The organism is Polaribacter sp. Asnod6-C07, assembly GCF_045063625.1.
Lineage (GTDB): Bacteria > Bacteroidota > Bacteroidia > Flavobacteriales > Flavobacteriaceae > Polaribacter > Polaribacter vadi_A.
This window is the reverse complement of record NZ_JBEFOF010000005.1, coordinates 1,472,385-1,498,320: the sequence shown is the minus strand read 5'-3', so window position 1 is coordinate 1,498,320 and position 25,936 is coordinate 1,472,385. Positions and strand designations below refer to the sequence as shown.

Here is a 25,936-nt window from a genome sequence, read left to right as displayed (position 1 = left end):
CCCAACACAAGTTAGTAAAAAATACGATAGTTTATTTTAAGAAATTTTAAAGTTCTGAAGAAGTTTCTGTTATTTTCTTGTCAGATTTTTTGTCTTCTTTAGGAAAAGCTTGTTTGCTAAAAATAAAAAGAATTGCTACACCAATGGTTATGTAAGAGTCTGCAGGGTTAAATATATATTGAAAAAAAGTAAATAAATCTCCACCCACAAACGGAATCCATTCTGGTAAATTACCAGACCAAATAGGAAAATAAAACATATCTACTACTTTACCATAAAACAACTCTCCATAAGGTTTGTCTGCAAAAAGCGTGGCTACTTTATGCTCTGAAGAATCAAAAATAACTCCGTAAAAAATTGAATCTATAATATTACCTACTGCACCAGAAAAAATTAAAGAAATACCAATAATTACTGCATTGTGTACTTTACGTTTTATATTACCTGCCAACCAATAAATAATGGCGCCAACCGCAACAATTCTAAAAAGAGTTAAAAACAGCTTACCAGATTTACCACCAAATTCAAAACCCATTGCCATTCCGTTATTTTCTACAAAATGAATTTTAAACCAACTAAAAACCTCAAAACCATCACCTAAAATATAATTTGTTTTAATGTATATTTTTATAACTTGATCTAAAATAATTGCTATTAAAATAGTAAGAATTGCAATGTTCTTTTTTGACATTTTTTTAATTTTGAAGTCACAAAAATAAGAATATTATTGTGTTTAATTACTTGATAGATAAATATTAGCTTTTATAGAGTTTATTGAGAGTTTTTTATTTGAATTTTCTAACTCTCTTTTATGTTTTTCTTCATAAAAATCATCATCAATTTTAATTTTACCTTTTTTTGAAACTAAGTCTAAATTTGTGCCTTTTACAGATGCATATACATTACCAGAATACAGTTTTAAGATTGTATTTACCTGTATTTTATTTAGTTTTACAATTCCGTTTTCTATATAAATAGCCAATTCATTTTTAAGGTTTTTTGCTTCTAAATCTACATTTTCTCCAAAAACGAATACTTTTTTTCCTTTTGGTATTTTTACAATAACATTGGCTCTTTGTAGTCTTTTTGTTATAAATTTTCTAAACACAACTTCTCTTGTTTGTGTACCTTCGAACGCAAATTTTATGTTTACTTCTTTGCTTTTTTCATCAATAATAATCAATTGATCATCGTAACTTTCTGCATACAAATACACTTCTATAAAATCTGATGTTGAGTTTTCTAACACCAAATTATCTAAACCTGATGTAAAAATATTAACCTCATTTGCAAATGTTTGAAATTGCTTAAATACTTTTTTCTGAGCAAAAAGAATCACTGAATTCATTAAAAAAAATAAAACAAACTTATACTTCATTGCTCTTATTACTGAATAATTATTTTCTTTGTAAAAGTACTGTTATCTTGCTCAACAACAACCACATAAATTCCTTTAGAAAAATCATTTACAGCAACTTTATCTTGATTTTTGTTTAACTTTTTAAGTAATATTAATTTGCCATTTATATCATAAATCTTGATTAAACTTGGTTCAGAATTCAAATTTTGAATCTTAATTTCATCATCTAAAACATATAAACCAATTTTATTAAAAACAGGATTTAATACACTTAGTACTTCTGATGATGTATGTAAAAAAAATCGGCCAGAACCGTTTAAAGATTCAGTTGTTGTTAATTGATAAGTACTGTTTTCATCATTTAAAAGTGTAAAAGTGTCCAACTGTTTATCCTCTAAATAAACGTTTAAATCTGCAGGTATATTCTTGGTATTTACACTAATTTCTAAATCTGAATTTTTATCAGCAATAATACCTACAGGAATACTTATAGAAAAATCTGTTGGTATAGATTGTATAGCTAGTTTTTTATCATTATCGCCAGTGATAAGTTGTGTATAAACTTCAAAATTTGATGAGCTATCTACATATAAAGAACTGTCATAACCATTATCAAAATTAGTTGTAGCAGAAGCTATGTAAAAAATATCTGTGTATTTTTCTTGTGTTCCATTTTTACAAAAAAGTCTTATTTCTGGTCTCGATTGCTGCTTTAAAAAATTTTCTGATTGATGTTGTTGTAAATTTTCTGTAAAATTTGCAGAACCTCCATCTGAATTAGAAATCACAAAAAATGCTTGACCTGGAGCTAAATTTACAGCAGAAGAAGCTTGGTTTTTGGTTTCATAATCGCTTCCATTCCAAACATAAATGGTCTTTTCTTCTAAAACAGTTTCATTTTCATTTAAAAAGTTATTTGAAAAATCTGCAGTTTCATTTATTGCTAAATAAGATGGAAATGGATTTCCTAATAAATTGTAGGAAGTTGCTGTACCTTTATCAATAGTAACATTTACAGTTTCTGTTGCTACATCACCCAAAAAGATATAATTTCCTGCAGTGGTTCTTTTTATAGAAAAACCTTTACCCGCAGTAAAATTTTCTGAATCATTTACCTGCATATATTCCCAATAACCAGAATCATTATTATAAGTTCCAATAGCTCTAGAATTTGTATTCACTGAACTAGATTGAATGGAGTTTTCAGCAACCCAATCATTATCATATAAATCATTTAACATTGGCGCACTTGTTAAATGCCAATTATTAGAAGCATACCTATTATAAGTAATTTTTCCTGTGGATGTTCCTTTAACAATTAAACTTCCTGAGGTTGCTAAAGTTGAGTTTATGGTAAACGTCCCTTGATTTGTACAATTCTCTTCGATTGTTAAGGCTCCAGATTCTGTAATTAATAAAGTCGCATTTTCATCAATAGAAATATTTGCTACAGAAACAGTTGTGTTAATAATTGGATGATTTGAAGTTGTAGGTATTTTAACATCAACAGCATTTGTTGGTAAACCATTAGACCAATTATTTACATTTGTAAAGTCTGAATCTATAGTACCCAACCAAGTTGTTAAATCATTACCTTTAAATTGACCTGTATAAAAACCCCTACCAAAAGTACTTGCTAAAATGGTATTATCTGCAGTTCTTAAACTAAAAGAAGTAACCACAACATTAGACATGCCATTATAAGATTGTTGCCAATTTGGTGATGGATCTTTAAAGTTAGTTGTATTCCAAACTCCTAATTCTGAACCCACAATAACCTCATCATTATTTAAAGGATTCATTAAAATGCATCTCACATTTATATCAGGAAAATTACCTTCTTTATTTGCCCAAGTTGTTCCTCCATTATCTGTATACCAAATACTTTCTACTCCAAAATTGTAAAAAGTAACTATAATTTCATTTTCTGAAGCACCAAATTCGACTGATGAAATGTTCCCTAAAAAATCATTAGAAGAAATGTCTGTTATTGTTGGGCTTACTGTATTTGCATTTTCAACTTTTATCAATTTACCAGATCTAGTACCTAAAAACACTTTTGAGGATGTTGTTGTAAAAGGCGAAACTTTTAAAGCAGAAATATTAGTTATTAGAGGATCTGAAATATCTGTTCTTGTAGATGATGCAGTTGTTATATTTGTAAATCTTGTTAAATAACCAATTTCATTTTCAGCATCGTAACCATTTGTATATAAAACATCTAAATAATTGTCTAAAGCCATAGCATTTACGAAAGTACCAGAATCACTATCTGATGAAATTGAAACGCCAGAACCAGTATAAGGTAAATTATACCTAGTGATGTTATTGTACAAATTCGAAATAACCATATAAGAACCTTCTTTGTCTATAAAACAATGTGTACCATCTCCTCTATTAGTTTTTATTGCTGAATTTATTCCACTTGAAGCTTCATCAAAAAATAGATTTCCATTATCTTGAGTACCACCAATAATATATTCTGGATCTGTAGTTTGACTAATTGCAGCATTGTAAAACTGAATTGTATTATAATCTTTGTTTCTTTCTTCTATTGCTGATGAACTTGAGGAAGCTGCTGACAGTGAGTTGGCATAAAAGACACCTCCATCACAACCTAAAACTGCAATATTTGCATCTGTTGGATGAAAAGTCCAACTCTGTTGATCTGAATGCACATAAGAAACAGTTATGCCTGGCAAACTGCCTGTTGGTGAATTCTTTGAAATTTGCTGCCAAGAAACTCCACTATCTGTGGTTCTAAATAAATTTATACCTCCTACATAAGCAATTGCATCATTTGTTGGATCTACTTCTACTACTAAATCGTAAAATGCTTGACCTCTTGCAAAATCTTCTGCAGGAATACTACTTGTAGCATCATTTGGTAAAGAAAGTGCTGTTGGTGTAGATGCAAAAGCATCATCGGTTTTTAACAGTGATATAAAAGGTGCCACTAAATTAGACCCACTTAATGTGCCAATTTCTCCCAAAACATAAACTGTGTTTGCATTTGTTTTAGAAACTGCAATTTCTGTTCTTCTGCCATTTGTAATGGTATGTTTTAATGTAAACGATGTTCCATCTGAACTGCTATAAATTCTGCCTCCACCATCTGAATAAGCGTTTCTTGTTGTACTTAACCAAAGTGTATTGTCTGTACCTAATTCAAAATCATTTGGCGCTACTGAATTGCCATTAACATCTAAAGCTAATTTAGACCAGTTAGAACCTTCATCCGTAGATTTATAAATCCCATAATCATTTAAACCAATCGAAGTACTAATAGGATTAGAACTGTAAAAACTACCCCCAATTGCTGCAAAAACTTCAGAATCGTTTGTTGTAGCTGAATTTCCATCTTTATCTCTAACAATTATATCTGTCATAAAATAAGTTCCTGGCACATTAATATAACTTGTTACAGAAGTTGTACCTCTTATTTGATAAACATTATTCCAAGTTGCACCACCATCAGTAGATTTCCAGATTCCATTTCCTAAGGCTTGTTGTGGGCTATACAATTCTCCTGTACCCAAATACATTATTTGCGAATTGTTAGGATCTACTGCCATACAAGTTACAGCAAGATTATCTGATATGCCAACTTGAATCCAAGATGAATTTTCATCAGTAATATCATCATTTACCCAAAGACCTCCACTTACTCCACCTGCAAAAACACGTTTGTGAGTAACATCATTAGGATCGAACATTACCATACGAGTTCTACCACCAACATTATTGGGACCTCTTTCTACCCAATTATTATCAATTGCATCACCAGGAGTTCTTTGTAGGTTTGCTCTTTCTCTTTTTAATTTTCCTTGAAGATTGTATAAATTTTCAGGGTGTGTTCTTCCTGTATGTGGGTTTATATTTAATAAGTATTGATCTGCAAAATATTCATTTGGTGGCAAACCAACAGATATTCTTTCTTCTTTTGAAAGATGTTTTTTTGTATTAAATGGATGGTCTTTTACTAACTTAGAATGATGTTCTTGTATTTTCTCAATTTCAAGTTTCTTAAAAAAAGAATGGTAAATTAAAAAACCTAAAACAAAGAAAATAAACAAATAGTTAATCTTTTTCATAAAATCAAAAATAAGAAAATCATCTTGTTTAATAGAAGATAAGAAGTATAGAAAAAGAAAGTCCGAATTTTAATACTAAAAATATTAAAATTCGGACTCTTTATTTTGTTTAGGCAGAAGTTTATTGCTTACGCTTTGCTTCTATACTTAAAGTAGCATGAGGCACTAATTTTAAACGCTCTTTTTGAATTAACTTACCTGTAACTCTACAAACACCATACGTACCATTTTCTATACGCATTAAAGCATTTTTAAGATCTCTTATAAATTTTTCTTGTCTTATTGCTAATTGAACGTTTGCTTCTTTACTCATTACTTCAGAACCTTCATCAAAAGATTTAAAAGATGACAGAGTATCGTCTGTACCATTGTTTGCATCATTTTTATAAGATGCTTCCAATAAAGCTAAATCTTCTTTAGCTCTTCCTATTTTTTTTTCGATTATTGCTTTAAACTCTTGTAAATCTTCTTCTGTATATTTTACCTTAACTTCTGACATAGTACTACACTTTTTCTATAAATATTTTACTTTTAATGGTGTCGAATTCAATTTCTGTTCCATTGGTTAATTTATCAACAAAAACCAATTCTTTGGTTAATGTTTCACTCATTATGTAGTCTTTATTATCTGAGATAGATTGTTGTAAGTTCTCGAATTTTAAAACAGTTAACTTAATCTTGTCTGTTACTTCTAAACCTGTGTCTTTACGTGCGTTCTGAATTCTGTTTACCAATTCTCTAGCAACACCTTCTTTACGTAAATCTTCAGTAATAGTAACATCTAAAGCAACTGTTATAGAACCCTCATTAGCCACTAACCAACCTTCTATATCCTTAGATGATATCTCTACATCTTCGAGCCCCAAAATAATATTTTTTCCATTAATTTCAACAGAAATGTTTTTATCTTTTTCTATTTTGTTAATATCTTCTTGATTAAACCCTTTAACTGCTGCTGCAATAAAACGCATATCTTTACCAAACTTAGGCCCTAAAGTTTTAAAATTAGGCTTAATTTGTTTAATTAATATGTCTGAAGCATCTTCCATTAATTGGATTTCTTTAATATTTACTTCATGCTTAATTAAATCTGACACTGCTAAAATCTCTTCTTTTTGCTGAGGATTATCAACAGGAATCATAATTTTTTGTAATGGCTGACGCACTTTTATCTTTTCTTTAGCTCTTAATGATAATACTAAAGATGATATGGTTTGTGCATTTTCCATTTTGCGTTCTAGACTCTGGTCAACAAAACTTTTATCAAATTTTGGAAATTCTGATAAATGAATACTTTCTGATGTTTCTTTACCAGTTACAGCATTTAAATCTTGGTACAACCTGTCCATAAAAAATGGCGCAATTGGCGATGCTAATTTTGCAATGGTAAGCATACACGTATACAAAGTTTGATATGCAGAAATTTTATCTGTTTGATAATCTCCTTTCCAAAAACGTCTTCTACTTAAACGTACATACCAGTTACTTAAATATTCGCCAGTAAAATCTGAAATAGCTCTTGCTGCTCTTGTAGGTTCATACTCTTCATAGAATTTATCTACTTTGTTAATTAAAGTATGCAATTCTGATAAAATCCATCTGTCTAATTCTGGTCTTTCGTTTTGAGGAATATCTCCTTCAGCATAAGAAAAACCATCAATATTTGTATATAAACTAAAGAAAGAATAGGTATTGTATAAAGTTCCGAAAAACTTACGTTTTACTTCTTCTATACCCTCTAAATCGAATTTTAAATTATCCCAAGGATTGGCATTAGAAATCATATACCATCTTGTGGCATCTGCTCCGTATTTAGATAAAGTTGTAAAAGGATCTACAGCATTACCTAAACGTTTAGACATTTTATGTCCGTTTTTATCTAAAACCAAACCATTAGAAACTACGTTTTTATAGGCAACAGAATCAAAAACCATAGTTGCAATTGCATGTAAAGTATAAAACCAACCACGAGTTTGGTCTACTCCTTCTGCAATAAAATCTGCTGGATAAGATTCGTTTCCATCAATTTTCTGCTTATTTTCGAACGGATAATGCCATTGTGCATAAGGCATAGAACCAGAATCGAACCAAACATCAATTAAATCTGATTCACGTTTCATTGGTTGTCCTGTAGATGAAACTAAAGTAATTTCATCAACAATATTTTTATGCAAATCTAATTTTGCATAATTTTCATCAGAATTGTTATCAACCTCAAAATCTTCGAAAATATCTTTTGCTAAAACACCAGCTTCTACAGCTTTTGCCATTTCTGATTTTAATTCTTTTACAGAGCCAATGCAAATTTCTTCTTTACCATCTTCTGTTCTCCAGATTGGTAATGGAATTCCCCAATAACGTGAACGAGATAAATTCCAGTCGTTTGCATTTGCTAACCAGTTTCCAAAACGTCCAGTACCTGTAGATTCTGGTTTCCAGTTTATGGTTTTGTTTAAAGAATGCATTTTATCTTTTACATCAGTTACTTTAATAAACCAAGAATCTAATGGATAATATAAAATTGGTTTATCTGTTCTCCAACAATTTGGGTAACTGTGTTTGTATTTTTCTACCTTAAAGGCTTTGTTTTCTGTTTTTAATTTAATGGCAATTTCTACATCAACCGATTTTTCTGGAGCTTCACCATCAGCATAATATTCGTTCTTTACATATTTACCTGCAAACTCAGTAACTTCTGGTCTAAATTTACCTTGTAAATCTACTAAAGGCACTAAATTATCATTGGCATCTTTTACCAACATTGGCGGAATTTCTGGACTTGCTTGTTTTGCAACCAAAGCATCATCTGCTCCAAAAGTTGGTGCTGTATGTACGATTCCTGTTCCATCTTCTGTAGTTACAAAATCTCCAGAAATTACTCTAAAAGCATCTTGAGGATTATCGTTAGGTAAAACATAATCTAACAATTGCTCGTATTTAATACCTACTAAATCTGTTCCTTTACATTCTGTACAGATTAAATATGGTATTTTTTTATCACCTTTATTATAGGCACTTAATTCATCTACAGATTCTGCTTGAACATTGTTTTTTCCACCAAATTGTTTACCAACTAAGTTTTTAGCTAAAATAACGTGAATAGGCTCAAAAGTATATTGATTATAAGTTGCTACAACAACATAATCTATTTTTGGTCCAACTGTTAAAGCTGTGTTACTTGGCAATGTCCAAGGAGTAGTTGTCCAAGCTATAAAGTTTAAATGATCAAATTTTTGTAAAAAATCTGGTAGTGTACTTTCAATTGCTTTAAACTGAGCAACAATTGTAGTGTCTGTTACGTCTTGATAAGTGCCTGGCTGATTAAGCTCGTGAGAACTTAAACCTGTACCTGCTTTTGGTGAATATGGCTGAATTGTATAGCCTTTGTAAATTAATTCTTTGTTATAAATCTGTTTTAAAAGCCACCAAACTGACTCCATATATTTTGGTTCATAGGTTATATATGGATCATCCATATCTACCCAATAACCCATTTTCTGAGTTAAATCGTTCCAAATATCTGTGTAACGCATTACTGCTTTTCTACAAGCAGCATTATAATCTTCTACAGAAATTGTTTTACCAATATCTTCTTTGGTTATACCTAATTCTTTTTCTACACCTAATTCTATTGGTAAACCATGAGTATCCCAACCAGCTTTACGTTTTACTTGGTATCCTTTCATCGTTTTATAACGAGGAAAAATATCTTTAATAGCTCTTGCTAAAACGTGGTGTACTCCTGGAAGTCCGTTTGCAGAAGGTGGACCTTCGAAAAACACAAATGGTTTAGCACCTTCTCTAGAAGTTACACTTTTTTCGAAAATGTTATTTTCTTGCCAATAATTTAGAATTTCTTCTGCTACTTTTGGTAAATCAAGTCCTTTATATTCAGGAAATTTCATCTGGATTTTTTTAATTTAAATTAATGGTCAGATGTAAACTTTAACTTTTAAAAGAGTTTTTATTTTGCAATATATAATCCTCTAAAAATTAAAGTTTTCGCTTACATTTTATCACTTTTCTGATAAGATTGCGAAATTAAGGATTTTCTTGATTTTAGCCATAAAAAAAGTAATTTCAATTCTTTAAAGGATTTTCTCTTGTAAATAAATAGAAACTACCTATATCTTGTTGTTGCTTTTATTTCATCAATATTCTGAATTACAAAAGATGTTCTTCTATTGGCTTGGTGCTGGTCTTCTGAACAATACACTCTGTTAAAATGAAAATCGTTGTCTACACATTTATTGGTTAATCTAGATTCTCCATAACCTTTACCAGTAATTCTATCTGGACTTATACCTCTATAAATTATATAATCTACAGTAGCATCTGCCCTTTTTTGCGACAATGATTTATTATAAAAAGAGGTACCTCTTGCATCTGTATGTGAAGTAGAAGTAACTTTTAAACTCGGATACTTATTCATAACAGCAATAATATGATCTAGTTCTCTTGCTGCATCTGGTCTTATATTCCATTTATTGTAATCGAAATAAATATCATTTATTTTAATAATAATTTCTTTATTTAGATTATACACAAAATCGTCTACAATTTCTAAATTTAAATCTATAATTAAAGCTTCTTTAGTTTTAAAGTTCTTAGTATCTGGTTTGTAATATTCTTTAGAACCTGTAATTACATAACTTTGATTGCAAGGTAACTCTAACGAAAATTTACCAAATTCATCTGCTTTTGTATTTTTTATGGTATTACCATTTACATCTTTTAAAACTAAATTAGCAAAAGAAATATATTTTTGAAATTTTAAATTTCTTACAGTTCCAGTAACGATTTCATTACATTTTTCTGGTACTTGTTCTGGCATATTTTCATAAACTCTTTCAAAACTATAAATATCATCATCTCCTTTACCTCCTACTCTATTAGATGATAAATACCCTCTTTGAGTGCTTTGATTGATAGAAAAAGCAAAATCGTCTGCCTTTGAATTTATTGGAGCTTCTAAATTTACTGGAGTTTGAAATTGTTGATACACCATTTTACTTTCAAAAACATCTAAATTTCCTGCTCCTTTGTGCCCATCAGAAGAAAAATATAAAGTATTATCATCTGCAATAAAAGGAAACATTTCTCTACCTTTTGTATTTATGGAATTTCCTAAATTTCTTGGCATACCAAAGCTACCATTTGCATTTATATTTACTACATAAAGGTCTGTTGCACCTATACTTCCTGGCATATCAGATACAAAATACAAAAGCTTACCATCTTTACTAACAGAGGGATGACCCACAGAATAATTATCACTACAAAAAGGTAATTCTACAATGTTTTGCCATCTGTTATTTATAAATTCTGCTTTGTAAATCTTTAGGTTAATATAACCTCTACCATCAACTTTATAATTACCGTAATTATAATTATTTCTAGTAAAATACATCACCTTATAATTTGGTGAAAAAGAAATAGAAGATTCATGAAACTTCTCATTTACCAAGTTAGAAAATCGTTGTTTTTTTCCTTCTGAAAAAATATCAGCTTCGTTAACTTGATAAATGTCTAAAAAATTGGCTTTGTTACTTTCGTCAACATCCGTAGAAATTGCTTTTAATTTTCTTGGTGATGAAAACAGTATTTTATTTTGATATTCTGTAACTCCAAAATCTGAAAAAGGTGTGTTTAAATAATATAAATTCTGTAAAGTAAATCTAGATGACCCACTAAAAACGCCAACATTTCTTGGGTTGTTTTGTGAAGCAATATTTTCTTTTGATGGTCTATTTTCACTTACAAATATTTCTTGAGCTGAATCTGTTAAGTTATTATCAGAATGGTTTGCTGGGTTAGCTTCTTTGTTTGTTTTCTGATATTTTTCCATCCAATACAAAGCATCTGCATACCTGCCAATACTTTTTAAAGATTGCGAATATTTAAAAATATATTCTTGGTCTTTAATGTTATATAGCGTAAAAAGCCTAGCATAAGTTACTGCTGCTTCTTTCATTCTTAAACTTGCATAATAACTATCTGCTAACCGTTTTAAAACATATTCATTTGGATTTCTGTCTGCTAAAATTTTATATTCTTGAATTGCATTTACGTAAGATAAGTTCTCAAAATAGCTATCTGCTAATCTTGTTTCATTAGATTGCCCCAAAAGAGTAATTGAGCTAAGCAAAAACAAAAAAGCTAATTGTTGTAATTTTTTCATAATCATCTTTTTTTATGCTAGAAAAATCTAGGAGATCTAATTCTATTTCTTTCTGAATTAATATTAAATAGCAAGAAAATTTCGTGGCTACCCGAATTAAAACCACCTAAACTGGTAAGTGTATGATCGTAAGCATACCCAATTCTTAAATTATCTCTAGCTTTAATGTTGATTAGGGCAGATAAAGATTCGCTTAATCTATAAGACAACCCAAATTCTACTTTTTCATTAACCAATGCATTTGCAGAAAAATCGACAGATAATGGGGCACCTTGTGTTCCTTTTACCATTATTGATGGTTTTAGTTTTACATTTCTAGAAACATCAAACACATAACCTGAGTTTAAAAAATAATGTGTTTTCTCTGAACCATTTGTTACTTGATTACCTGTTTTTTCGAAATGATACATTTCTAATAAATTAGGCATTGCAAAACCTAAATAAAATGAGTCTGTATAATAGAAAAGTCCTGCTCCAATATTTGGCAAAGTTTTATTTGCACTTCTATTTAAAAATTCTGAAGTTTCTTGGTCTGTAGAATTTAAACAAGACATACAAAGATTAAAAGCAGTAACACCACCTTTTAAACCAAATGCTAATTTTGAATTATTATTAAGATCTATTGTATAAGAAATATCTGCGTAAATATTTTGTTCTTGTACTGGGCCAATTTTATCTACTATAACAGACAAACCTAAACCTAGATTATTTCTTAAAGCTTTATGGGCACCTACTGTAATAGTTTGTGGTGCGCCATCTATACCCACCCATTGTGTTCTTGCTAAAAAATTTAAAGTTAAACCATCTAAAGAACCAGCATAAGCAGGGTTTATAACATTCATGTTATACACATATTGTGTGTATTGAGGATTTTGTTGCGATTTTGCAGAAACTGTACATAAAATAACTGCAATAATTAGTATAATATTTTTCATCTTTTATTGCATTATCTATTTAAATATACCCAACCTTGTATTGGTTCTTTTACACCATCATTAAAATATATGATATAATAATAGGTGGCAATTGGTAAAGGTTTATCACTATTTAAAGTAAGTCTTCCATCAGAATAACCATCCCACCAAAGTGGGTTTACATTACCATTATTACTATAATCATGTACTTTATTACCCCATCTATTAAATATTTCTATTTTAAAATTTGGATAATTTAATAAGGCAGGGATCTCAAAGACATCATTTGTACCATCTCCATTTGGTGTAAATGTATTTGGGATAAAATCTGAAACTGGTGGTTCTATAACACCACAATCTGAACTATCTTGATAATCTGGTATATTATCTGAGTCGCAATCTAAACTATTAGAACAATCTTGACCTTCTATATCTGAAATTAACTCTAAAGGAATTACTCCAAAAACTTCAGATGTTGTAGCATCAAAAGTATCTTTAACACCTTCTGAGTTTACTTCTATCTCAAAAGTTATATTATTAATAGCTATTTCTTTTATTGTTGATCCAGAAACTGGAATTTTATATTCTACTTCTATCCATTTACCAGCATCTAAATCTGTTGTTTGTGCTATTGATAATAATTGATCTACAGAAAAAGCACCTGCAGAAACCGTATTTATTGTAGCTCTAATGGGCAAATCATAATCACCAGAAAAATCTCTTCTATTATCAAATAAATAAGCTTTAAATGTTATAAATTCATATACATTTATAACATAAGGATCTCTAACATTAAACACCATTTTTGCTTGACCTCCTATAGGATCGAAACCTGTTAAAAACAATAAATTATCTGGTGATTCTTCTCCACCAATTCTATCTACATAATTAATGTTTGTAGAATATACTAAGTTTACATCTGTATCATCTGTAGTATCTATACTACCATCTGCAAAGTGTATTTTTTGATATGTATTAGAAACTTGTGCTGTACAGCCTTCGCTAACATCAGAAAAGCCATCATTATCATCATCATCATCACAACTATCAGGTATACCATCAGAATCGTTATCTAAAGTATCATCAAAATTATTACATAGGTCATCAGAATCTAAAACTCCATCCCCATCACTATCTCCATTTACTACTATAATAATTAGTGCTTCTTCGCAATTTGCTGGTTCTCCATTTTCACATATTTGATAGGTTACTGTAAAAACTCTAGAAGGTGTACCTGCAGGTACATTTACATTTCCATTAGCAGAAATAGTTACACCTGCTAAATTACCATCTAAAACTATTGATGGAATTACTAAAGTTGATGTTGCAGTAGCTCCATCTGAAGTATCATTTGCAAAAACGTTACCTGGTACACCACCAATTAAACCATTAATTACTGTAGATGAAAAATCGTCGTTATTTGCTACTAAATTTGCTGTTAATGAAGTGAATATACTTTCTTTTATAGAAGGCTTATTATGAACTGCAAAACTTGTAGTTGATATATTTATTAAAATTAAAAAAGTGAAAATTACTTTTCTAATTATATGTTTATTATAATTCTTATACATTTTTATTTTTTTTAATAAGTTTCACTTAATAGCTATTGCTAATTAAAAAATTAGCTTTTTAGATGAATACTATAAAATTACTTTAGAAAAATTTCCCAATATTATTTAGGCTTTTTTCTAAAACCTTTTAGAGTTACTATTGGAATTAATAATTAAGTGAATATTTTTTTTCATAGTCAGTTCTTGTTACAATAACAGATAGTGCAGTATTGTAAGAGCTAACTAGTTTAAAAAATTGTTTGTTTACTAAAAAAGAATGAAAATGTTTTCTTTCTTGGAAGAAATGCAGGTATAAATCGTATGCAATACATAGCAACGAATTATGATTTTTTTGGGGGGACATCATAATAAGATTTTTATATTATGCTATAAATATAGAAGAAGTTTTATAATAATAAAATTTTTTAACAAAAAAATTACCCTAAATACTTAATTTTTAAGAATCAGCAGTAAAAAAAATGTTAAAACCTTATTAAAACCTAAAGATCTCTTTCGCTTTTTATTTTTTCGTAAGCGTCTTGAATGCTTTGAAATTTTTCTTTTGCACCTTTTAAATGCTCTTCACCTAGATCTCTTAATTTATCTGGATGATATTTTTTTACCATTTTTCTATAAGCTGCTTTTACATCATCATTAGAAGCAGATTTATCTATTTCTAAGATTTTATATGCATTACCAGATGCATCATAAAACATGGCCTTTATAGATTCATAATCATTTTGATTAATGTATAAATAACCTGCTATTTTTTTAATTTCATCTACTTCACTTTGTGAAACAAATTCATCTGCTTTTGCTATGCCAAAAAGAAAATGTAGCAATTGTAAACGAGAAGCGTGAGACATATGTTCTCTAATCTGAATACATACTTGACGTGAAGAAACATCTTTTTTTACAATTCCTTTAAATAACTTAAAAGCATTATTAGCACGCTCTTTACCATACATACTTAAAAATTGAGAACGCACAAAGTTTAACTCACGTTGATCTATTTTACCATCTGATTTTATAACAACAGATGCCAAAACCAATAAACTCATTTCAAAATCGCCAGATTGTGTATTAGAATTCTCTGAATTATTATTTGTTCTATCTCTATTATAATCTATCTGTTCTTGTTTAAAAACATCTGCCTCAAATCCGTCTACAAAACTTCCAATGGCAAAACCAATTGCAGCACCTATTGGACCTCCGAATGTAAAACCCAAGCCTGCACCTAACCATTTGGTAAAATTCCCCATATAAAATATATAATTTAAGCTTCAAATATAAGAAATCATCGCGATTTTTAGCTGAATATAAAATATCAATTTTATTGATATATCTATCAATACTTGTATTTGTAATGAAATTGAAATTTGTATTATTATAGTTATATTTGCAACCTAAATAATAGATTATTATGTATCCAGAAGAATTAGTAAAACCAATGCGTAATCAGTTAATTGATGCTGGTTTTGAAGCATTATATACTGCAGAAGATGTAGAAAAAGCAATGGCTAAAGAAGGCACAACTTTAGTAATGGTAAATTCAGTTTGTGGTTGTGCTGCAGGTACTGCAAGACCAGGAGCAATTGCTTCTTTAGGTGCAGAGAAAACACCTACAAACTTAACCACTGTTTTTGCTGGTGTAGAAAAAGAATCTACACAAAAAGCAAGAGAGTATATGATTCCTTTTCCACCTTCATCACCAGCAATAGCTTTATTTAAAGATGGAAATTTAGTACATATGTTAGAGCGTCATCATATTGAAGGTCGTTCTGCACAGATGATTGCACAGAACTTGGCTGCTGCTTATGATGAGCACTGTTAAAAAATTATCGAAATCTTTTTAAAGTAAAAGACTTTTTAAAATCCACTTTTTAAGTGGATTTTTTTATATTTAATTTCTTTTGATTAAACGTAGAAATATTAAAAAGTGATAGAAATATTTATAAATCAGTAAACAAATATGGCATTTAAACCAACTCCTTATACAAAAGAAGAACTTATTAAAAAATTGAAAACACAACACAAACTATCTCTTTTTCATGGCTGTATAATTGTTTTACTATTTATAGTAACATTTTATAAAACCTACCAAGAAGGCTTTTCTTTTGGATCTTTATTACCTTTATTTTTTATTCCTATGCAAGTTTTTTTCTTTTTAGATATTAAAAAATTGAAAAAACAAATTGCTTCAAAAAAATAATTATGAATCCAGAAAAAATTATAGAGAATACAATTGCATTTGTAAAAGAAGAATTAAAAGGTGCAGAAGGTGGCCATGATTGGTTTCATATAGAACGTGTTTTTAAAAACACTTTATTAATAGCTAAAGAAGAGCAAGTAGATCTATTTGTAGTTTCTTTAGCTGCTTTATTACATGATATTGCAGATCCTAAATTTAATAATGGTAATGAAAAGTTAGGCCCTAAAAAGGCTAAAGATTTTTTGATTGCTCAAAAAGTATCTAAAGAAATAGGCATACATGTTGTAAATATTATTAAACATCTCTCTTTTAAAAACTCTTTGGAAGAAGAAAAAGACAAATTCACATCAAAAGAATTAGAAGTTGTACAAGATGCAGATCGTTTAGATGCTATTGGTGCCATTGGTATTGCTCGTTGTTTTAATTATGGTGGTTTTAAAAACAGGGCTTTGTATGATCCTGAAGTTTTACCCAATTTAAACATGACCAAAGAAGAATATAAAAATTCTAATGCGCCTACTATAAATCACTTTTACGAAAAACTATTTTTATTAAAAGATAAAATGAATACTGAAACTGGTAAAAAAATTGCAGAAAGTAGACATCAATTTATGGAACTTTATTTAAAACAATTTTATGATGAGTGGAATGGTAAACTTTAAAATTACCTTTTAAAAAGGTGATATAAACAAAAAACTCCTTAACAAATACAATAATTTGTTAAGGAGTTTTTTGTGTTTAAATTTTGAGGTATGTTATTTAATATTGAGTCTATTGTATTAAATCTTTTAACTCACTCCTATATACAGATGCACTTTTACCTGTAAACTCTTTAAATAATTTATTAAAATGAGAAAAATTATTAAAGCCACACTCAAAGCTAATTTCTGCAATATTCATATTGCTTTCTGCCAATAATTTTGTTGCATGTACAACTCTATATTCATTTACTAATTTAGTAAAAGTTTTTCCTGTAGATTTTTTAAAATATCTACAAAAAGCAGGCACAGTCATACTCACTAACTCAGAAACTTCATCTAAACTAATATGATCTTTAAAATTCTCGTTAATATGTTTATATATAACCTCTATCTTATTACTATCTTGATGCGCACTTTCAAAAGCAAATCCGTTTGCATTTAACAACGTATAATCGTCTGTTGTAGCTAAATCGTATAATATTTCTATAAAAGATGTTATTCTATGTGGGCCTTCTAATTCCACTAATCTTTCTATTTTAGCTCCAATTCTTTGCTTAATTTCTATATTAAAACGAATTCCTTTTTTAGCTCGCTCAAAAAGAGCATCTATAGCTGCCATTTCTGGAATTTTAAAAAATTGTTTTCCTAAAAAATCTGGTAAAAACTGAATTAATGTTTCTGAACCATTGGTTGTTAAACGATCTAAATAACCAATATGAGGTAAATTAGAACCTATTAATACCAATTGACTATTGTTAAAATAACTGATATGATTACCAATATGCCTTTTTCCCTTACCTTTATTAACGTACACCAATTCTATTTCTGGATGAAAATGCCAAAAAGGTCTGTTTGTTTTTAAAAACTCTACGTGCTTTTTTAATAAAAAAGAACTTCCAAAATTGGGGGTGATTTTTTCTAGAGTTGGTTTTTTCTGTATCATGGTGCAAAAATACGACATAGAAATAATACTATCTATATAAAATTATCATCTTTATGTTCTAAATTAACCCCACTAAAACACAAGCCCCCTCAAAGTGTTAATTTAGCACATAAATTAACCAATTCTGTTGTTTTTAAACCTTCTTTTCATGTATAACTTTGCAGTGTGCTAATAAAGTATTGATAAATAAAAAGCACACTTTATATTAAACAATTGATATAAAGTTTTTTACAAATAAATTTATCAATTTAGAAAAAAGTATATAAATAAAGAGTAATGAATATAATTAAAAAAACAGTATTAGTAGCAAGTTTAATGTTAGGTACATTTACAAACTATGCAAACAACACAACATCAGAAAACACATTAGATGCTAGCAAAGTAAAAGTAGTTTTTAATGAAGTAAAAAAAGGACAAAAACTAACTATTAAAAATATTAATGGTACTGTACTTTATTCTGAGAATGTTGCTCAAGCTGGTAAATTTATAAAAACTTTTGATTTTTCTTTACTTAAAGATGGTAACTATACTTTAGAATTAGAAAAAGATTTTCAAATTATAGTTAAGTCTTTAAAAATAGAAGATAATAAAGTAATTTTTGCTGAAGACACTAAAAAGGTGATATTAAAACCTGTAATAAGAAAAAAAGAAAACTTAATAATGATTACTAAAATTGCTTTTGATAACCAACCATTAGAAGTTGATCTTTATTACAATAATGAAATTATTTTATCTGAAACTGTAGAAGGAGAAGAAATTTTAAACAGAGTATATAAATTAGATATTAATGAAAAAGGTGACTATAAAGTTGTGGTAAAAAACAATGGTAGAAATTATAGTAACGAGTTTAAAATATAATAAAGTATTGTTTATAGTTAATTAATAGATTTTTATGTTTAAATCTATAAAACGAGTCTTAACAGACTCGTTTTTTTTTGCTCTAATTTTAAATATTGGTGAAAATTGATTTTTAGGAAGTATGTAAAATTGCTCTAAATATATACTAAATTAACACACTAAATATTACCTTAATACATAACAGTTAAAATAACACATAAAGTTGCCAATTGTGTTGTTTTCAGAACATAACTTCTAACATACCTTTGCAGCATAAATCTTAAAGAGATTATATTATGATAACGATTAAAAGACAAGTATTAGTAGTGGTTTTTATGTTAGCAACTTTATTAAATTATGCTAACAATACAGATAGTAAAAATGTATTAAACACTAAAAATGTAAAAGTTGTTTTTAACGAGGTTAAGAAAGGACAACAGTTAACTATAAAAGATATTGATGGAGTTATACTTTATACTGAAAATGTAGACAAAGAAGGTAAACTTATTAAAACATTCGATTTCTCTCAGCTTTTAGATGGTAGTTATACTTTAGAATTAGAAAAAGATTTTCAAATTGTTGTAAAATCAATAAAAATTGAAGCAGGAAAAGTATTTTTAAATGATGCTTCTGAAAAAGTAATTTTAAAACCAGTGGTTAGAAATGAAGATAATTTATTAATGATTACAAAAATTGCTTTCGATAATGAACCTTTAGATGTTGCTTTATATTATAACAATGAAATCATTTATTCTGATACTATAGAAGGAGATACTATTTTAAACAGAGTTTATAAATTAGACGAAGAACTTAAAGGTAATTACAAAGTTGTTATACAAAACAATGGTAGAAGTTACAGTAACGAATTTAAAATATAAAAGATAGTTTTTAGTTAATTATCAGATTTAGAAATAAATCTAGAAAACGAACCTTAATTGGTTCGTTTTTTTTTGCGTTAAAAACTAAATTTAGAATAAATCACACTTTTTGAAAAGTATATAAAATTAGTACAAATATATACTATATTAACCCTATGAAAATTTAGTGTATTTTAACTTGATAATATAGAATATAAATGTGCCAATTATGTTGTTTTATAAACTAAAGTTCTGCTATAACTTTGCAGTATAAATCTTAAAAAATTTATATTATGAAAACAATTAAAAAAACAGTATTAGTAGTAGTTTTTATGTTCGGAACATTAGTAAACTACGCCAACAATTCAGAATTGAAAAATGTATTAAATGCTAACAAAACAAAAGTAGTATTTAAAGGAGCAAAGAAAGGACAACAATTAACAATAAAAGATGAAAACGGAGTTGTTCTTCATTTCGAAAATATAAACAAAGCAGGTAATCTTGTAAAGTTTTTTAATTTCTCTAAATTAAATGATGGTAATTATACTTTAGAATTAGAAAAGGATTTTGAAATTGTAATTAAAACATTAACTGTAAAAGGTGATTCTGTAACCTTTAATGAAGATTCTAAGAAAGTAATTTTTAAGCCAGTTATTAGAAACGAAGAAAACAAGTTAATGATTTCTAAAATTGCTTTTGATAAAAAACCATCAGAAATTTATATCTATTTTAATGATGAGATTATTTTTTCAGAAACTGTAAAAGGTGACGACATTCTAAATAGAGTTTACAGTTTAGACCAAGATGTAAAAGGGAGTTATACTGTTGTTTTACACAACAATGGAAGAAGCTTTAGCAACGATTTTGAAATTTAAAAAAGTTTAACCCAATTAAGATTTAAATCTAAAAAGAAAACGAGCCTTAATAGGCTCGTTTTTTTATTTATTAATATTTTCAATTACCTGGAAAATCTGGTCTTCTTTTTTCTAAAAAAGCTGTTGTACCTTCAGCAAAATCATCTGTACCAAAACAATCTCCAAAACCTTTAACTTCTACATCAAAACCATTTACACCGTCTTTAAAACTAGCATTTACAGCTTTTATTGCAGTAGCAATAGCCACAGATGAATTACGCATAATTTTACCTGCCAATTTTTCTGCTAAAGGCAATAAATCTTCTTGTTCTGTTACATGGTTTACCAAACCAAAACTTTTAGCTTCATCTGCGGAAATCATTCCAGCAGTCATAATCATTTCCATTGCTTTACCTTTACCAACTAATTGTGGCAAACGTTGTGTGCCTCCATAACCAGGTATTACACCCAAAGAAACTTCTGGCAATCCCATTTTTGCATTGTTAGATGCTATTCTAAAATGGCAAGACATTGCTAATTCTAAACCACCACCTAAAGCAAAACCATTTACAGCAGCAATTACAGGTATAGATAAATTTTCTACTAAATCAAACAAAATTTCTTGGCCTTTTTTTGCTAAAGATTGGCCTTCATCAATAGAAAAATGAGCAAATTCAGAAATATCTGCACCAGCAACAAATGCTTTTTCTCCAGAACCTGTTAATATTATTACTTTAACAACTTCATCTTCTTCTAAAAGTTTAAAAGCATTACTTAATTCTGTAATAGTTTCTTTATTTAAAGCATTTAATTTTTTAGGTCTGTTGATCGTTATTTGTGCTAAAGCATCACTTTTTTCTACTAATATGTTATTAAATTTCATTTTTTATAATTTTAAATTCATGTTTTTTACTGATAAAAACAGCATAAAACAAAAAAGGTAATTTTCTATTCTTTTGGTAAAATTACAGTAAAAACAGTACCTATTCCTTCTTTAGAACTAAAAGAAATAATACCATCATAAGCCTCTATAATATTTTTTATCATTGGTAAACCTAAGCCCATTCCACTAGATTTTGTCGTAAATTTTGGTTCAAAGATTAAATCTTTTACTTCTTTAGATATTCCTTTACCATTATCAGAAACTGTAATTTTTATATTATTTTTTTCTGATACAACTTTAACATCAATTACAGGGTTTTCTTCTTTTTCTGTGGCTTGTAAAGCATTTTTTACCAGATTTGTTACAATTCTAATCAATTGTGTTTTATCTAAAGTTGCAAATAGCTCTGCAGACTCTGTTGTGTAAGAAATAAAATCTTCATTAAAAATATCTAATGCTAATTTTACTACACTAATTACATCTATTTTTTCTCTTTTTTGAGTTGGCATTTTTGCAAAATCTGAAAAAGCAGAAGCAATAGAACTCATAACATCTATTTGCTGAATTAAAGTTTGGCTATATTCTGCCAACTTTTCTTTAATTTTCTCATCTTCAGGATTAAATTTACGTTCAAAACTTTGTACTGTTAAACGCATTGGTGTTAACGGATTTTTAATTTCATGCGCCACTTGTTTTGCCATTTCTCGCCAAGCTTGTTCACGTTCGCTTTTCGCTAATTTAACAGCACTTTCTTCTAGCTGATCTATCATACTATTGTAGGCTTCTACTAGAATTTCGATTTCAGAACTTGCAGAATTTAGCATAATTTTTTCATTACGCTCGTTAATTCTTGTTTGTTGCATTTTATCAGAAATAGTTTTAATAGATCTTGTAATATAACTCGATAAAAAATACGCCATTGCAATTGCAATAAACAGCATTAACAAATACACTAAACCTAATCTAGAAATAAATTCTTTTAGCTCATGTTCTACTTCTGAATTGTCTTGTGTAAACTGCAATTCTAAAATACCTATTCGTTTAAATTTAGGGTCGTTTATATACGTGTAAGAAGTTTGGTAACCCATACCATTTTTAACAACCGGAATTAAAATTCTGTGATTAGAATTTTGTGCCAAATCATTTAAAATATCATAGGGCAAAGGCTCTATTTCTGTAGTTTCGAAAGCATTTGTTTTAGATGATACTAATAAGTTACCATGTAAATCAAAAATTGAAATATTTAATTTATTGATTGATGATATTTCGTAAATACGTTCTTGAAATATTTTTGATAAATTATCTGTCTTTACAGGATATGTGGTTTTTATATTTAACTCTAAATCTATTGTTAATCTTGTGGTAGCTTCTTTACGCTCAAAACGCTGAATATTATAATCTTTAGTTTGCTCATCATATTGATAAACTGTAACCACTAAAATTAATATTGATGCTAAAATCACCAATACAATCATGGATAAAAAGATACGTATTCTTAAAGATATTTTTTTAAAGTTAACCAATTTTTAATCTAATTTAATACGTTTCGTTTTCATGGTTAAGGCATCATCAAATTCGCCATCATTATCCCAATCAAAATTGCTTTTACCAATAAAACCTTCATTGGTTTTTGTAATGTGATAACTTATTTTCATATTCCTACCATCATAAAAAAACTCTACAAAAAGAGAATCATTTTCTACATGCCATTTGCCTTCAGAATCAGAAATTCTTTTATTTTCTTTATTGATAAACCAAGCGTTAAAAGTACCATCTGCATTGTATTTAGATTGGGCAATTAACTCAGGGTTATTATCAAATTTATCTTCAAAAACTTCAAGAGAATCAGATTTTTCATAAGTTGGCATTTCTATTTTTAAATATGTAGTTTGCCAAGAATCTATCATATATTCTTGTAAAGTTTTTTCTTTTGTACAAGCAACAATAAGTATTCCAAAACAGCTAATAAAGAAAATATATTTTAATTTCATTTTTTTAGTGATTTAAGATTTACAAGATAAGTAAATAATAAAGCGTCTACAAAAGAGATGCTAAGAATTAGCAAGTGGCAAAAACTGATTTCTAAACTTAATAATCAACGGAATTCCTCTCGCTAAAATCCAAAGTGTAAAAGCAATCCAAATGGCAATTAACTTGTAATCTAACCAATCAAAAAATAGTAAAGTTGGTATAAAAACCAATCCTGTAGATAGAATTAATACGTTTCGCAAATACTTCATAAAACCCATACCTTTAAACATACCATCAAAAATAAAAGTAATCGCATTTATAGGTTGAGTAATAATAACGATCCAAAAAACTTGATAAAACTTTTCTAAAACCAAAGTTTCTTTTGTAAATATTGTGCCAATTGCATTGTAAAAAAGAAAACCAACAACTGCAATTATAACACCAGTAAACAAACCATATTTGGTTAATTTATTACTTAAAATTATTAGCTTTTTATATTCTTTTGCACCTAATAATTTACCCGCCAAAATATTACCTGCACTAGAATAACCATCAACCATAAAAGCACCCAACAACCAGATATTCAAACAAATTGTATAGGCAGCAATGTAAGCTGCTCCATAATCTGTTGCATAAGATGTTGCAAAATATAAAGCTGTATTTAATGCAATGGTTCTAATAAAAAGATTACCAATCATCCCTAATAATTTTGGTATTTCTGGATGTAATGGAAAGCTAATTTTTAATGATATATCTGTTTTTTTTATCAACAGAATTAAAGCTATTATGGCCATTATAAATTGTGCAATTACACTTGCATAAGCAGCACCTTCAATATACATTGCTGGTATGTAACCATCAACTCCATAAACAAAAACATAGTCTAAGACAATATTAAGCAAGGCTCCAATTATAGCAATTATCATTGGATAATAAGTGTTTTGTAAACCCCTAAAAACTCCGAAAATAGCAAATACAAAAAGTGAAAATGGAAAACCAAAAATTCTAATTTTAAAATAAGCAATACAGTATTCTAAAACACTACCAGATGCATTATAAAACTGAAAAATCTGTTTTGCAAACGGATAAGAAATTGCCAAAACTAAAAAACTACCACCAACAACAATTGCAATAGCTTGTGCAGGTAACGATTTAATTTCGTCTATTTTATTTGCACCCACATATTGAGAAACAATAGAAGAAATAGCACTTCTTATTTGCCCAAAAACCCAAATTAACATAGAAATAAATGCACCAACAATACCAACTGCTGCCAAACTTTCTGTTGCGTTTTCGTTTATATTACCAATAATAGCAGTGTCTGTTATAGACAATAAAGGTTCTGCAATACCAGCAATTAAAGCAGGGATTGCTAATTTATTAATGTGCTTAAAACTGATGTCATTTTTCAATGAATTCTCTTTTTTACAAAGGTAAGTATCTTAACAAGCTCAACAATTATTACTTTATTAAAAAATAGTAACTTTGCAACTTAAATTTCACCTACTATGCAACACATTTTAGTACCTATTGGATCTACAGAAAGCGCAGCAAACACTTTACAATACGCTATTGATTTTGCTGATGAAATTAATGCAAAAGTTTTTGTTTTTAGAGCTTACAGTGCTCAATCTAAAGCAGGAACTATGATTAATATTAATAGGATTATTGAACGTGAAACAAATTTATATTTACGAACTATTGTTAAATCTGTAGATAAAAAAGATGTAGATGTAAATTTAATCTCTGCAAAAGGTACTGTTGTAGATAGTGTTTTGGCAATTGATGAAGAATTAGGCATAGATTTAATTATTGTTGGTGCTAAAAGTAACTCTATTAAAGAAGAAGTGTTTTTAGGAAAAACTGCTGGTAGCTTAGTAAAACAAACAGATATTACCATTTTAACAGTACCAGAAAACTACAAATACAAACCCGTTAAAAGTATTTTAATGGCTTTTAAATCTGGAAATGTAAAAAGCAAAACTGCTTTAAAACCTTTAGAATTTATTGTTGATAAATTTGAGACAACTGTAAATTTACTTTTAGTAAAAACGCCTAGTTATTCTGAAGAAGATTTAATAATAAATAAAGATTTAGAAAAATTAAAAAGCACTTTAACAGTAACCGAAAATGCAACTACTTTTCAAGGAGTTTTAGAACATTTTCAGACACACAACCCAGATATGTTATGTGTTTTTAGACGTAAACGAGGCTTTTTCAAAAAACTTTGGGAAAAAAACACAGTTCTTAAACAAGAATTCCATACAAGTTTACCTTTATTGATTTTAAAAGGGAAGTAATTTATTTTATTTCTTTGAAGGATAATGGGCCAGATGACCAGCCACCAATAAAACAAGTTGTTCTTGAATGATGAGATATGGTGTTATACTCTAAATCTGCAACTATTTCTGCTAAAGGAACTAAAGCAAAAATTAAAATAAGAAAAACACACATTATTCTAACGCTGTTAGATTCTTTGTCTGTTGCTGAATATTCAATATTAATTTGGTCGTGTTTGTACTCCATTTTATAAAGATAAAGAATAAATATTAAAAATTTCTCAACTCAATTTCTTTCTA

General features: G+C 28.5%; 22 protein-coding genes. 7 read left to right on the top strand and 15 right to left on the bottom strand.

What is annotated here, in order from left to right; all coding sequences use genetic code 11:
• Positions 1–46: 46 nt before the first annotated feature.
• From ACJJVK_RS06335 to ACJJVK_RS06295, 9 genes are all read right to left on the bottom strand, one after another.
• Positions 47–691, bottom strand: a complete 645-nt coding sequence (locus ACJJVK_RS06335) for a lipoprotein signal peptidase (protein WP_405564280.1) — start codon at positions 689–691, stop codon at positions 47–49.
• A 42-nt stretch (positions 692–733) separates the two neighbouring features.
• Positions 734–1,378, bottom strand: a complete 645-nt coding sequence (locus tag ACJJVK_RS06330; protein WP_405564277.1) for a hypothetical protein — start codon at positions 1,376–1,378, stop codon at positions 734–736.
• Positions 1,379–1,386: 8 nt separating this feature from the next.
• The gene (locus tag ACJJVK_RS06325) at positions 1,387–5,454 is read right to left on the bottom strand and encodes a T9SS type A sorting domain-containing protein (RefSeq protein ID WP_405564275.1); all 4,068 of its coding nucleotides are present in this window, start codon (positions 5,452–5,454) and stop codon (positions 1,387–1,389) included.
• Positions 5,455–5,575: 121 nt separating this feature from the next.
• Entirely contained in the window at positions 5,576–5,953 is a 378-nt protein-coding gene (locus tag ACJJVK_RS06320) for a TraR/DksA family transcriptional regulator (protein ID WP_405564273.1), read from the bottom strand.
• A 4-nt stretch (positions 5,954–5,957) separates the two neighbouring features.
• The gene (gene ileS, locus ACJJVK_RS06315; protein WP_405568325.1) at positions 5,958–9,365 is read right to left on the bottom strand and encodes an isoleucine--tRNA ligase; all 3,408 of its coding nucleotides are present in this window, start codon (positions 9,363–9,365) and stop codon (positions 5,958–5,960) included.
• Between the two features lie 209 nt (positions 9,366–9,574).
• Positions 9,575–11,635 carry an OmpA family protein gene (locus ACJJVK_RS06310; protein WP_405564270.1) on the bottom strand — a complete coding sequence of 687 codons (2,061 nt, stop codon included), beginning with the start codon at positions 11,633–11,635 and terminating at the stop codon, positions 9,575–9,577.
• A 17-nt stretch (positions 11,636–11,652) separates the two neighbouring features.
• A complete protein-coding gene (locus ACJJVK_RS06305; RefSeq protein ID WP_405564267.1) occupies positions 11,653–12,570 on the bottom strand; it encodes a type IX secretion system membrane protein PorP/SprF in 918 nt (305 codons plus the stop codon).
• Between the two features lie 11 nt (positions 12,571–12,581).
• A complete protein-coding gene (locus ACJJVK_RS06300; RefSeq protein WP_405564265.1) occupies positions 12,582–14,120 on the bottom strand; it encodes a gliding motility-associated C-terminal domain-containing protein in 1,539 nt (512 codons plus the stop codon).
• 479 nt (positions 14,121–14,599) lie between these two features.
• The gene (locus ACJJVK_RS06295) at positions 14,600–15,361 is read right to left on the bottom strand and encodes a TerB family tellurite resistance protein (protein ID WP_405564263.1); all 762 of its coding nucleotides are present in this window, start codon (positions 15,359–15,361) and stop codon (positions 14,600–14,602) included.
• 161 nt (positions 15,362–15,522) lie between these two features.
• Between ACJJVK_RS06295 and ACJJVK_RS06290 the strand changes: the two genes are divergently transcribed.
• The 3 genes from ACJJVK_RS06290 (at position 15,523) to ACJJVK_RS06280 (ending at position 16,973) form a co-directional block, all read left to right on the top strand.
• Entirely contained in the window at positions 15,523–15,933 is a 411-nt protein-coding gene (locus tag ACJJVK_RS06290; RefSeq protein ID WP_405564262.1) for a BrxA/BrxB family bacilliredoxin, read from the top strand.
• A 138-nt stretch (positions 15,934–16,071) separates the two neighbouring features.
• The gene (locus tag ACJJVK_RS06285) at positions 16,072–16,311 is read left to right on the top strand and encodes a hypothetical protein (RefSeq protein ID WP_405564260.1); all 240 of its coding nucleotides are present in this window, start codon (positions 16,072–16,074) and stop codon (positions 16,309–16,311) included.
• 2 nt (positions 16,312–16,313) lie between these two features.
• Positions 16,314–16,973, top strand: a complete 660-nt coding sequence (locus ACJJVK_RS06280) for an HD domain-containing protein (RefSeq protein WP_405564257.1) — start codon at positions 16,314–16,316, stop codon at positions 16,971–16,973.
• 109 nt (positions 16,974–17,082) lie between these two features.
• On the opposite strand, the gene ACJJVK_RS06275 is transcribed toward ACJJVK_RS06280, so the two are convergent.
• The gene (locus ACJJVK_RS06275; RefSeq protein WP_215994681.1) at positions 17,083–17,955 is read right to left on the bottom strand and encodes an AraC family transcriptional regulator; all 873 of its coding nucleotides are present in this window, start codon (positions 17,953–17,955) and stop codon (positions 17,083–17,085) included.
• A 276-nt stretch (positions 17,956–18,231) separates the two neighbouring features.
• On the opposite strand from ACJJVK_RS06275, the gene ACJJVK_RS06270 reads away from it, so the two are divergent.
• The 3 genes from ACJJVK_RS06270 (at position 18,232) to ACJJVK_RS06260 (ending at position 20,524) form a co-directional block, all read left to right on the top strand.
• Entirely contained in the window at positions 18,232–18,813 is a 582-nt protein-coding gene (locus ACJJVK_RS06270; RefSeq protein ID WP_405564255.1) for a hypothetical protein, read from the top strand.
• Between the two features lie 275 nt (positions 18,814–19,088).
• Complete coding sequence (locus tag ACJJVK_RS06265; RefSeq protein ID WP_215994679.1) at positions 19,089–19,670, top strand: hypothetical protein; 582 nt, start codon at positions 19,089–19,091, stop codon at positions 19,668–19,670.
• 272 nt (positions 19,671–19,942) lie between these two features.
• The gene (locus ACJJVK_RS06260) at positions 19,943–20,524 is read left to right on the top strand and encodes a hypothetical protein (protein WP_405564252.1); all 582 of its coding nucleotides are present in this window, start codon (positions 19,943–19,945) and stop codon (positions 20,522–20,524) included.
• 79 nt (positions 20,525–20,603) lie between these two features.
• Here ACJJVK_RS06260 and ACJJVK_RS06255 read toward each other — a convergent pair whose 3' ends face one another.
• From ACJJVK_RS06255 to ACJJVK_RS06240, 4 genes are all read right to left on the bottom strand, one after another.
• Positions 20,604–21,386 carry an enoyl-CoA hydratase/isomerase family protein gene (locus ACJJVK_RS06255; RefSeq protein ID WP_405564250.1) on the bottom strand — a complete coding sequence of 261 codons (783 nt, stop codon included), beginning with the start codon at positions 21,384–21,386 and terminating at the stop codon, positions 20,604–20,606.
• A 65-nt stretch (positions 21,387–21,451) separates the two neighbouring features.
• The gene (locus tag ACJJVK_RS06250) at positions 21,452–22,861 is read right to left on the bottom strand and encodes a sensor histidine kinase (protein WP_405568322.1); all 1,410 of its coding nucleotides are present in this window, start codon (positions 22,859–22,861) and stop codon (positions 21,452–21,454) included.
• A gap of 51 nt (positions 22,862–22,912) precedes the next feature.
• The gene (locus ACJJVK_RS06245) at positions 22,913–23,377 is read right to left on the bottom strand and encodes a hypothetical protein (RefSeq protein ID WP_405564248.1); all 465 of its coding nucleotides are present in this window, start codon (positions 23,375–23,377) and stop codon (positions 22,913–22,915) included.
• 60 nt (positions 23,378–23,437) lie between these two features.
• Positions 23,438–24,769, bottom strand: coding sequence for an MATE family efflux transporter (locus ACJJVK_RS06240; protein ID WP_405564246.1), 1,332 nt, complete (start codon positions 24,767–24,769; stop codon positions 23,438–23,440).
• A gap of 96 nt (positions 24,770–24,865) precedes the next feature.
• On the opposite strand from ACJJVK_RS06240, the gene ACJJVK_RS06235 reads away from it, so the two are divergent.
• Complete coding sequence (locus tag ACJJVK_RS06235; protein ID WP_405564243.1) at positions 24,866–25,657, top strand: universal stress protein; 792 nt, start codon at positions 24,866–24,868, stop codon at positions 25,655–25,657.
• A 1-nt stretch (position 25,658) separates the two neighbouring features.
• Here the strand turns inward: ACJJVK_RS06235 and ACJJVK_RS06230 are convergent, their stop codons facing one another.
• On the bottom strand, positions 25,659–25,883 hold the full coding sequence (locus tag ACJJVK_RS06230; protein WP_405564241.1) for a hypothetical protein: 225 nt from the start codon (positions 25,881–25,883) through the stop codon (positions 25,659–25,661).
• Between the last annotated feature and the right edge of the window lie 53 nt (positions 25,884–25,936).

Coding starts and splice junctions, on each gene's coding strand:
- ACJJVK_RS06335 (WP_405564280.1), bottom strand. CDS start 691: ATGTCAAAAAAGAACATTGCAATTCTTACTATTTTAATAGCAATTATT.
- ACJJVK_RS06330 (WP_405564277.1), bottom strand. CDS start 1,378: ATGAAGTATAAGTTTGTTTTATTTTTTTTAATGAATTCAGTGATTCTT.
- ACJJVK_RS06325 (WP_405564275.1), bottom strand. CDS start 5,454: ATGAAAAAGATTAACTATTTGTTTATTTTCTTTGTTTTAGGTTTTTTA.
- ACJJVK_RS06320 (WP_405564273.1), bottom strand. CDS start 5,953: ATGTCAGAAGTTAAGGTAAAATATACAGAAGAAGATTTACAAGAGTTT.
- ACJJVK_RS06310 (WP_405564270.1), bottom strand. CDS start 11,635: ATGAAAAAATTACAACAATTAGCTTTTTTGTTTTTGCTTAGCTCAATT.
- ACJJVK_RS06305 (WP_405564267.1), bottom strand. CDS start 12,570: ATGAAAAATATTATACTAATTATTGCAGTTATTTTATGTACAGTTTCT.
- ACJJVK_RS06300 (WP_405564265.1), bottom strand. CDS start 14,120: ATGTATAAGAATTATAATAAACATATAATTAGAAAAGTAATTTTCACT.
- ACJJVK_RS06295 (WP_405564263.1), bottom strand. CDS start 15,361: ATGGGGAATTTTACCAAATGGTTAGGTGCAGGCTTGGGTTTTACATTC.
- ACJJVK_RS06290 (WP_405564262.1), top strand. CDS start 15,523: ATGTATCCAGAAGAATTAGTAAAACCAATGCGTAATCAGTTAATTGAT.
- ACJJVK_RS06285 (WP_405564260.1), top strand. CDS start 16,072: ATGGCATTTAAACCAACTCCTTATACAAAAGAAGAACTTATTAAAAAA.
- ACJJVK_RS06280 (WP_405564257.1), top strand. CDS start 16,314: ATGAATCCAGAAAAAATTATAGAGAATACAATTGCATTTGTAAAAGAA.
- ACJJVK_RS06275 (WP_215994681.1), bottom strand. CDS start 17,955: ATGATACAGAAAAAACCAACTCTAGAAAAAATCACCCCCAATTTTGGA.
- ACJJVK_RS06270 (WP_405564255.1), top strand. CDS start 18,232: ATGAATATAATTAAAAAAACAGTATTAGTAGCAAGTTTAATGTTAGGT.
- ACJJVK_RS06265 (WP_215994679.1), top strand. CDS start 19,089: ATGATAACGATTAAAAGACAAGTATTAGTAGTGGTTTTTATGTTAGCA.
- ACJJVK_RS06260 (WP_405564252.1), top strand. CDS start 19,943: ATGAAAACAATTAAAAAAACAGTATTAGTAGTAGTTTTTATGTTCGGA.
- ACJJVK_RS06255 (WP_405564250.1), bottom strand. CDS start 21,386: ATGAAATTTAATAACATATTAGTAGAAAAAAGTGATGCTTTAGCACAA.
- ACJJVK_RS06250 (WP_405568322.1), bottom strand. CDS start 22,861: ATGATTGTATTGGTGATTTTAGCATCAATATTAATTTTAGTGGTTACA.
- ACJJVK_RS06245 (WP_405564248.1), bottom strand. CDS start 23,377: ATGAAATTAAAATATATTTTCTTTATTAGCTGTTTTGGAATACTTATT.
- ACJJVK_RS06235 (WP_405564243.1), top strand. CDS start 24,866: ATGCAACACATTTTAGTACCTATTGGATCTACAGAAAGCGCAGCAAAC.
- ACJJVK_RS06230 (WP_405564241.1), bottom strand. CDS start 25,883: ATGGAGTACAAACACGACCAAATTAATATTGAATATTCAGCAACAGAC.